This is a genomic window from Aeromonas sp. 160P (assembly GCF_055193095.1).
The window spans coordinates 1,274,251-1,282,500 of the sequence record NZ_JBUXKV010000001.1; the positions used below are offsets into that span (position 1 = coordinate 1,274,251).

Below are 8,250 nucleotides of genomic sequence, written 5' to 3' on the forward strand. Positions count from 1 at the left end.
ATTCGCCACCCCTGCCGATAGTGACTATGTTCACTCTACCTTCCCCCAATGAGCGAGGATGTCTCCATGGGTTTATCTATTGTGCAGCGGATCATCGCCGGATTTGTGCTGATGCTGCTGTTGCTGATCCTGCTTGGCGTGATCAGTACCTTTAAAATCAAGGGTATAAACGACGGCCTCTCTGCCGTATCTGACCGGGCAACCCCGCTGGTGGTGGCTGTCGCAGGTCTCAAGGGGGCTCTGCAGGATAGCAACCGCTGGGTGCTGGTCTATCGCACCAGTGAAGATGCCGCCCAGTTGCCGCAGCTGGCCAATCAGTTTAAGGAGCAGCAGAACCGCTTCGCCCAGCTAAGTCAGGAGATGGGGAAATTCACCGGCGTGGCAGATGCCCGCGCCCGCTTCCAGCAGGTCGAGAGTGCCACCACGCAATTCTATGGCTTGGCGGATCAGGTGCTGGCCCAGCATCGGCAGTGGGTTAGTGCATTAGATCAGCGCCACAAGCTGGAGATGGAATTTATCCGCCTTGAGGATACCTACCAGTGGGCGGCAGATTTGCTGCTGCAACAGACTGCCAGCAAACGTTCCATGCGCAACAAGGCGGAACTGATTACCTCCGGCATTGCCCGCGATCTGAAGAATATCCGCCGGGCCGATGCCAAAACCGACCTGAATGAGTTGGAAAAGGTGCTTAGCAAGGACATCGAGATGGCCCGCAAGCGTCTGGAAAGGGTGCTGGTGCCGGATGATGTGAAGGCGCGTTTCGTCTCCAATCTGGATCGGATGCAGGAGCTGGCGCTCGGCGCTCAGGGCTTGCTGGCGACCATGCGTCAGGCCCAGCAACTGGAGTTGTCGCTGGCCACGCAAAATCAGCAGCTGGATGCCAGCTTGGCCAACAGCCTGAATTTGCTGGACGAGATGGGCAAATCCGCCGGTGCCATCGCCAGCGATAGCCGGATCAACGCCGATGCGGCGGTCAGCAGTGCCAGCTTCTGGATCCTGGTGGTTGCCGCGATGTCAGCTGCTGCTGCGCTGGTGATCGGCTATACCACGGCGCGCAGCATTCAGCGTCCGTTACAGATGATCAACAGGGAGCTGGACTACATGGCGGCCGGTGACATGACTCGCCGCATCAACTACCGCAGCAGTTGCGAGTTTGGCAACCTCTCCCGTTCCATCGACACGCTGGCTGGCAAGACCGGCGAGCTGCTCTCTCAAATCAATGCGGGTTCCCGCCATCTGGTGGATGAGGCGAGCCGAGCGGCCGAGATCAGCGAGCGGGCCATGTCTAGGGTACAGGAGCAGAAGAGCCAGACCGATCAGGTGGCTGCCGCGATTACCGAGCTGGAAGTGAGCGCCACCGAGGTGGCTCGTTCTACCGATGGCACCAAGCGCGAGGTGGATCTGGCCGATGACGAGGCACGCAGTGGCCGCCAGAAAGTGGCCACCACTCGCAAGATCACCGAGCAGTTGGCTGGCGCAATGGAAGAGGCGGTCGGCATTACCTACAAGCTGGGTGAGTTCAGCAACAACATCGGCAGCATCCTTGATGTGATCCGCAGCATTGCCGAACAGACCAACCTGTTGGCATTGAACGCCGCCATCGAAGCGGCTCGTGCTGGCGATGCCGGTCGCGGCTTTGCGGTGGTCGCAGATGAAGTGCGGGCGCTGGCCAATCGTACCCAGACCTCGACCGAAGAGATCCAGAGGATGATTGAGAACCTGCAAAGCTCCAGCAAGCTGGTGGTCGAGGTGATGGGGCGCAGCCAGGAGCAGACGCAAAGCTGTGTCGAGCAGACCCGCGAAATGGATGTGGCGCTGCAATCCATTGCCGAGAGGATGGGGGCCATCAAGGCGATGGCCGATCAGGTGGCCCATGCCGCTCAGGAGCAGATCTCCGTCAGTCAGGGGGTTGCTCGTCATATCGCCGGTATTGCCGATGTGGCATACGAGACCGAGCGGGAGGCGCGCGAATCCGCCAGCAGCAGTGAAGTGCTGGCAGAGCTGGTCGCCAAACAGCAGCAATTGATCGCACATTTCAAGGTCTAGGAGGGCTTATGTCTAAAAAGTGGATTGGAGCCCTGAGTCTCCTGTTGTGTGGCCAGCTGATGGCCAGCGAGCTGGTGATTGAAAGCTGGCGAACCGATGACAAGGCGCTATGGGAGCAGAAGATCATCCCGGCGTTTGAAGCGGCGCATCCCGGCATCAAGGTGAGTTTTCACCCGGTGCAGAACGTCAACTACATGCCGACCCTGTGGGAGAGCCTCAAGGGGGGCAAGGCGGGGGATCTGATCACCTGTCGTCCGTTTGATGACTCGCTCGCCCTGTTCAAGGCGGGCCATCTGGCCGAGCTGACCGAAATGGCGGGGATGGAGAACTTCCCGAGTTTTGCCCAGTCACCCTGGCAGACGGATTCCGGTGCCCAGACCTTCTGCGTGCCGATGGCCTCGGTGATCCATGGCTTCTTCTATAACAAGAAGATCTTCAGTGAGTTGGGGCTTACCTTGCCGCAAACCCGCGACCAGTTCTTTGCGGTGCTGGATAAGGTCAAAGCCGATGGTCGTTATGTGCCGCTGGCGATGAGCGGCTCCGAGAGCTGGGTCGCCTCCGAGCTGGGCTTCCAGAATATTGGTCCCAACTACTGGAAGGGAGAGGACGGCCGGTTGGCGCTGATCGGCGGGCAGGAGCGGCTCGACAACCCGCAATATGTGAAGGTGTTCGACGAGCTGGCGCGCTGGCGCTCCTACCTCGGTGAAGGGGGCGAGAGCCGTGATTATGCGACCAGCAACGAGCTGTTCACCTCGGGTAAGGCTGCCTTCTACGTGGCTGGATCCTGGGAGATTGCACCCTTCACCGGCAAGGTCGATTTTGGCGTCATGCGTCCGCCGGTGGCCAAACAGGGGGATGGCTGCTTCTTTACCGACCACACCGATATCGGTATGGGGCTGAATCCGGCCAGCAAGAACAAAGAGGGGGCGATGGCCTTCCTGCAGTGGCTTGCCACGCCGCAATTTGCCGAGCTCTATACCAACTCGCTGCCGGGATTCTTCTCCCTCTCCAACCACTTCTTCGATGTCACCAATCCGGCGGCCAAAGAGATGATGGAGTGGCGCGATCAGTGTGATTCGACCATTCGGGTGGCGACCCAGATCCTCTCCCGTGGTACGCCCAAGCTGGGGGATGAACTGGCCGAGGTGAGTCAGGCAGTGCTGCTTGGCAAGATGGAGCCCAAGGCCGCCGCGGATCGACTGGAAGGTGGCTTGAAGGGCTGGTACGCCCCTCATCAGGGCAGCAAGGCCAAGAGCGCGGATTGTCAGTGTGATGCGGCCCCCCCGGCCCCTGCAGCGCCGGCGGCTGTCTCGGCAGCACCTGCGACCAGTGAGGCTCCCGCCACAGTGGCTCCAGTCGTTACTCCTACTGAGCCCGCATCCGCGGCGACGGCGCCATTACCGGTGCCTTCGGCTGAGGTGGAGCAGGCGCTCTCCAATGAGCTGGAAGCGCCGCAGCAATAAGTCATCAGCATCAATAACCAGCGGGAGGCATCAGCCTCCCGTTTTATTTATCAGTGGTTGTCACAGTGTGCGGCGTTATTGTGCTTCGCGCGGCCAGCGACAGAGGCTGCCGATACGGGCTACCGGGGTGAATCCCAGAGCGCGATAAATTCGTTGGGCATGGTAGTGCTCGTCGGCCACGATGATCAGCTGTGTGGCGCGGGACAATCCTGCGCGGGCCACCTGACTGAGCAGCTGGCGGCATAACCCCTTGTTGCGCCACGCCTGGTGAGTGCGTACCAACTGGAAACGCCCCAGCGTGCCGCAAAAGAAGAGGCCACAGCTGGCGACCAGTTGCCCCTCTTGCCAGATCCCCCACCACTCCCCAAGCCCATCGGAAATCATGGCCTGATAGAGCGCCTGGCGGGATTGCAGATAGGGGAGATAGCTCTGTTCCGAGTGCCCCTCATCCCGCTCATGGAGTTCGAAGTCGAGCCACTCAGACCAGTCAGCAATGGTGAAGGGGCGTGCCTGAGCCTTGTCCATGTCGTCGTTGGGGAGCGGGCAGCTCTGCTTATCCAGTGCCAGCACCACGCACTCCATGTATTGGTATCCCGTTGCGACAAAACCGGCGATCCGGCTGTTTTGCCCTGCCGCCAGTGGCCACTGAAAGGTGCGGTGACGCACTCTGGGATCCTGGCCGATCAGCTGATCAAACGTTGCTTCCAGCCAGCCTTTGTCACGGTCGCTGGGCGGGGTGGGGAGCAGCAGGTAGTTGCCGAAGTAGTAGTCGGGAGCATCCGGTGTGCGAACCGCCCAGAACTGATCGTGCCTAACGACTTCGCCCTGATAGCGATCGAACAGCAAGTCGGTGGCAAAGCCGGGGTGGGTATCCATGATGGTGCTCCTGCAAAGACTCATTTTATTATCGGCAGGAGTAAGGAATAGATGAAAAAGGGGCCGGAGAAACCTCCGGCCAAACAATCACACGCAGATTCAGAACGTCCAGGACGATCTGGCCCCATCATAACGCGACTGTCGCAAATTTGGGATGGGCACTTTTCGGTTACTTACCGTTAATTTTGTAAATATGATATTCCCAGTATTGGGCGACAGGTAAATCTCTGTTGACTTTGTCCCGGTTTCACCATACATATAAAGACGTTTAGACGTCCAAACATCCGTTTTGACGTATGTAAATGGATTGCAGGACAGGGAGAAGAGCAGATGGGATTTCACAGTGCACGTCAGGTTGAGGCGCTCAACCAGAGCTTGGCTGATTTGAATGGCGATATATCGGTCAGTTTCGAGTTTTTTCCGCCCAACAGTGAAGGGATGGAGAATACTCTCTGGCAGTCCATCGAACGGCTGAAAGTGCTGGAACCCAAGTTCGTCTCCGTCACCTATGGCGCCAACTCCGGCACCCGGGATCGCACCCACAAGGTGATCAAGGACATCAAGGAGCGGACCGGCCTGATTGCGGCGCCGCACCTGACCTGTATCGATGCCAGCCGCGACGAGCTGCGCACCATAGCCCGCGACTACTGGAACAGCGGTATTCGTCATATCGTGGCTCTGCGCGGTGACTTGCCGCAGGGGCTGGACAAGCCGGATATGTATGCCACCGATCTGGTTGCCCTGCTCAAGTCAGAGGCCGATTTCGATATCTCGGTTGCCGCCTATCCGGAAGGTCACCCGGAGGCCAAGAGTGCGCAATCCGATCTGCTCAACCTCAAGCGCAAGATCGATGCCGGTGCCAACCGCGCCATCACCCAGTTCTTCTTCGATGTGGAGACTTATCTGCGCTTTCGGGATCGCTGCGCCGCCATCGGTATCGATGCCGAAATCGTGCCGGGGATCCTGCCGGTCTCCAACTACCAGACGCTGGCCAAGTTTGCCGGTTTCACCAACGTGAAGATCCCGCGCTGGATGCATCAGCGCTTCGAGGGGCTGGATAACGATCAGATGACCCGCAATCTGGTGGGGGCGAGCATCGCCATCGATCAGGTGCGCGTGCTGAGTCAGGAGGGGGTGAAGGATTTCCACTTCTATACCCTGAACCGCTCCGAGTTGACTTATGCCATCTGCCATACCCTGGGGGTTCGTCCCAAGGGCTGACCAGTGGTCACAGCTCCAAACGCAAAAAGCCAATGAGTTGCTCATTGGCTTTTTCGTTATGGCCGATGATCAAGGTTTGGTCGGGGCGATCTCTTTTGGCTCGAGACTGATAACCGCATTACCGGCAACCCCCGGATACTGGTGATAGACCTGATCCTGTTCCAGTGTGTAGAAGGTATCCAGATAGTCGTCGTTGTTGGTCATCCAAGAGTCGGGCAGCGCCTTGACGATGCGACCACCGAGATCGAGGAAGGGTAGCGCTTCCGGTACCCCACCTGCCGTAAAGCCGAGTTTGAGGGCTTCAATCAGCAGGGCGCTCAGCTCCTTGTAGTTGACGTTGTCATCCTGCTCCATCATTACCATGTCGACGGCACCCCAGCGATAGCGATCCCAGTAAACAAGGATCTGGTTGGGGGTGTAATCGGTGTTGTCATAGTCGAGGTAGGGCATGTCGACAATATCGACCACTGGCTCATCCCGGCTGGGATTAATCCCTGCGACTACCGCATACACTTCGGCCGCGCCGAGCAGCCAGGGCTCCTTATCATCCTTCAATCTGATCTTTTTCAGGATGCTGGTCTTGAGCGGCGCCGTGTTGGCCGCCACTCGCGGGGCGCTTTGCAGATCTGCATCGGCCAGCGCTTTGCGCATCACCTTCAAGCCTGCGTTCTTGGCTTTGACGGGATCGGCTTCGACCACCAGAACCGGCCGGGCCGGTGCCTTGTCCACATCCAGATAGACGGGATTGCCAGCGCTGTCGAACGCTTCAATGGCGCTCCAGCTCTTCTCATCCCCACTCGGCACATAAGCGACCAGCGGTTCGACGCCCTGTTGCAGTGCGGCGGCCTGATCGGTGTTGGCCAGCCGCAACTGCATCAGTTGCTTGACCTCGCCATCCAGTCCTTGCCTGCTGATGGCCGCCTGGTTGGCATCGGTCGCCTGCCGTTTGAGGCGCGGGCTGGCCTTTTGCAGCAGGTTGGGAAGCGGGCTTTGGTATTGCTGATTGCTCAGCAGGGGCAGCAGGTTTTTCTGCTGAAGTGCGAGCTGGCGAGCCAGCTCCCTGTCCGTGTCGGCCGCGTGTGCCGTGCTGACGCCCAAAAGCGCCAACAACATGATGAAAGCCTGATGTTTCATTATTGTTCTCCGCTGCATGAACCTGACAGGGCACCATGTCCGGGAAGAGTGGTGTCCTGACACCACTAAAGGGCAATTAGTTTCATCTGTGAATTAATTTATCTGGATCTTGCGCAGGTCATCACGGTTTGAGGTCTCATTGATTTCCTTGTCGATATAAATGAAGCCAGTGCAAGGCAAGTCCGACGAGCAGACCCCAGCAGGCCGCCGCGATGCCGAGCAGGCTGATCCCGGACGCGGTAATGATGAAGGTAAGCAGCGCCGCTTCTCGAGCTTCATCCTGTTGCAAGGCAGAGTGCAGGCTGCTGCCGATGGTGCCTAGCAGAGCCAATCCGGCGACGCAGGTGATCAGTTCGGCCGGGAAGGCGCTAAACAGGGCGGCAACGGTCGCGCCAAAACAGCCGGTCACAAGATAAAAGCAACCCGCCCAGACCGCAGCAGGCCAGCGGCACTTGATATCCTGGTCGACCTCTTTGCCCATGCAGATGGCGGCGGTGATGGCGGCCAGATTGAAGGCATAACCGCCAAAAGGAGCGAGCAGCAGGCCGGTCAGGCCGGTCCAGCTGATCAGGGAGGAGGTGGCAGGCTGATAGCCATGGGCTCGCAAGATGGCGATCCCCGGCATGTTTTGCGATGTCATGGTGACAATGAACAGCGGTAGCGCAATGCCAAACAGGGCATCAAGGGAGAAGGCTGGCCATGTCCAGACCGGGCTGGCGAGTTGCCAGTGCAGAGCTGCCAGCTGCACATCCCCCCGCACGCTGCAGATCAGCATCCCCACTCCCAGTACCAGCACCATGGTATAGCGGGGCCAGAGATGACGCCCCAGCAGGAAGGTCAGCAGCAGGGTGCCAAGCAGCAAGGGATCTCGCGGGGCGATCTTGAACAGATCCAGCCCGAATCTGAGCAGCACGCCAGCCAGCATGGCGGCGGCCAGCGGAGCTGGGATATGCCTCATCAAACGGTCGAACCAGCCGCTGATGCCACACAGGGTGATCAGCAGGGAGGAGATCACAAAGGCACCAATGGCTTCTGCCAAGGTGAAGTTACCCAGCGTGGTGATCAGCAGGGCTGCGCCCGGGGTGGACCAGGCGGTCAGTACGGGCATGCGGTAATAGAGAGAGAGGCCGATACAGCTCACCCCCATGCCGATCCCCAGCGTCCAGAGCCAGGAGGCGACTTGGGCTGTATCTGCGCCAGCCGCCGTGGCGGCCTGGATGATCAGGATAACGGAGCTGGTGTAGCCGACCAGCACGGCGATAAAGCCTGCGACCAGGTGGGGGAGGGCGAAGGGCATGACTCTTCCTCTTGGCGTTGTGACGCATTGTGCGTTATTACGTACAATCTGGTTTTGACTATAGCCTTGTGCGTTATAGCGCACAAGGCGCATCATGCAAGAGTAATAAAGAGGCCGTTATGCAAGAGATGAGTCAGCATCTGGCCGCCCGGCTGAAGGGGCTGCGCAGCGAGCGAGGCTGGAGCCTGGATGCCGCTGCGCGCGAAACGGGTG

General features: G+C 59.1%; 7 protein-coding genes (1 of these 7 only partly in view). 4 read left to right on the forward strand and 3 right to left on the reverse strand.

Going from position 1 to position 8,250, the window contains the following annotated elements; translation table 11 throughout:
- Window positions 1-66: 66 nt before the first annotated feature.
- Window positions 67-2,046, forward strand: a complete 1,980-nt coding sequence (locus ACY8FN_RS06040) for a HAMP domain-containing methyl-accepting chemotaxis protein (protein WP_463099475.1) — start codon at window positions 67-69, stop codon at window positions 2,044-2,046.
- An 8-nt stretch (window positions 2,047-2,054) separates the two neighbouring features.
- Window positions 2,055-3,509, forward strand: coding sequence for an ABC transporter substrate-binding protein (locus tag ACY8FN_RS06045; protein ID WP_463099476.1), 1,455 nt, complete (start codon window positions 2,055-2,057; stop codon window positions 3,507-3,509).
- A 75-nt stretch (window positions 3,510-3,584) separates the two neighbouring features.
- Here the strand turns inward: ACY8FN_RS06045 and ACY8FN_RS06050 are convergent, their stop codons facing one another.
- Entirely contained in the window at window positions 3,585-4,385 is an 801-nt protein-coding gene (locus tag ACY8FN_RS06050; RefSeq protein ID WP_463099477.1) for a GNAT family N-acetyltransferase, read from the reverse strand.
- A 330-nt stretch (window positions 4,386-4,715) separates the two neighbouring features.
- Here ACY8FN_RS06050 and metF point away from each other — a divergent pair, with 330 nt between their 5' ends.
- Window positions 4,716-5,606 carry a methylenetetrahydrofolate reductase gene (gene metF / locus ACY8FN_RS06055; protein ID WP_033138589.1) on the forward strand — a complete coding sequence of 297 codons (891 nt, stop codon included), beginning with the start codon at window positions 4,716-4,718 and terminating at the stop codon, window positions 5,604-5,606.
- 69 nt (window positions 5,607-5,675) lie between these two features.
- Here metF and ACY8FN_RS06060 read toward each other — a convergent pair whose 3' ends face one another.
- A complete protein-coding gene (locus ACY8FN_RS06060; protein ID WP_463099478.1) occupies window positions 5,676-6,740 on the reverse strand; it encodes a DUF3103 family protein in 1,065 nt (354 codons plus the stop codon).
- Window positions 6,741-6,876: 136 nt separating this feature from the next.
- Window positions 6,877-8,037, reverse strand: coding sequence for a benzoate/H(+) symporter BenE family transporter (locus ACY8FN_RS06065; RefSeq protein ID WP_463099479.1), 1,161 nt, complete (start codon window positions 8,035-8,037; stop codon window positions 6,877-6,879).
- 119 nt (window positions 8,038-8,156) lie between these two features.
- Between ACY8FN_RS06065 and ACY8FN_RS06070 the strand changes: the two genes are divergently transcribed.
- A protein-coding gene (locus tag ACY8FN_RS06070) for a helix-turn-helix domain-containing protein (protein ID WP_463099480.1) crosses the window boundary here: on the forward strand, window positions 8,157-8,250 show its 5' end (the start). 476 nt of this gene lie beyond the right edge of the window; the window shows 94 of its 570 coding nt (coding positions 1-94); it begins with the start codon at window positions 8,157-8,159; its stop codon lies off the right edge, out of view.

Excerpts from the sequence above, each read along its gene's own strand:
- ACY8FN_RS06040 (WP_463099475.1), top strand. The coding sequence starts at position 67 with ATGGGTTTATCTATTGTGCAGCGGATCATCGCCGGATTTGTGCTGATG.
- ACY8FN_RS06045 (WP_463099476.1), top strand. The coding sequence starts at position 2,055 with ATGTCTAAAAAGTGGATTGGAGCCCTGAGTCTCCTGTTGTGTGGCCAG.
- ACY8FN_RS06050 (WP_463099477.1), bottom strand. The coding sequence starts at position 4,385 with ATGGATACCCACCCCGGCTTTGCCACCGACTTGCTGTTCGATCGCTAT.
- metF (WP_033138589.1), top strand. The coding sequence starts at position 4,716 with ATGGGATTTCACAGTGCACGTCAGGTTGAGGCGCTCAACCAGAGCTTG.
- ACY8FN_RS06060 (WP_463099478.1), bottom strand. The coding sequence starts at position 6,740 with ATGAAACATCAGGCTTTCATCATGTTGTTGGCGCTTTTGGGCGTCAGC.
- ACY8FN_RS06065 (WP_463099479.1), bottom strand. The coding sequence starts at position 8,037 with ATGCCCTTCGCCCTCCCCCACCTGGTCGCAGGCTTTATCGCCGTGCTG.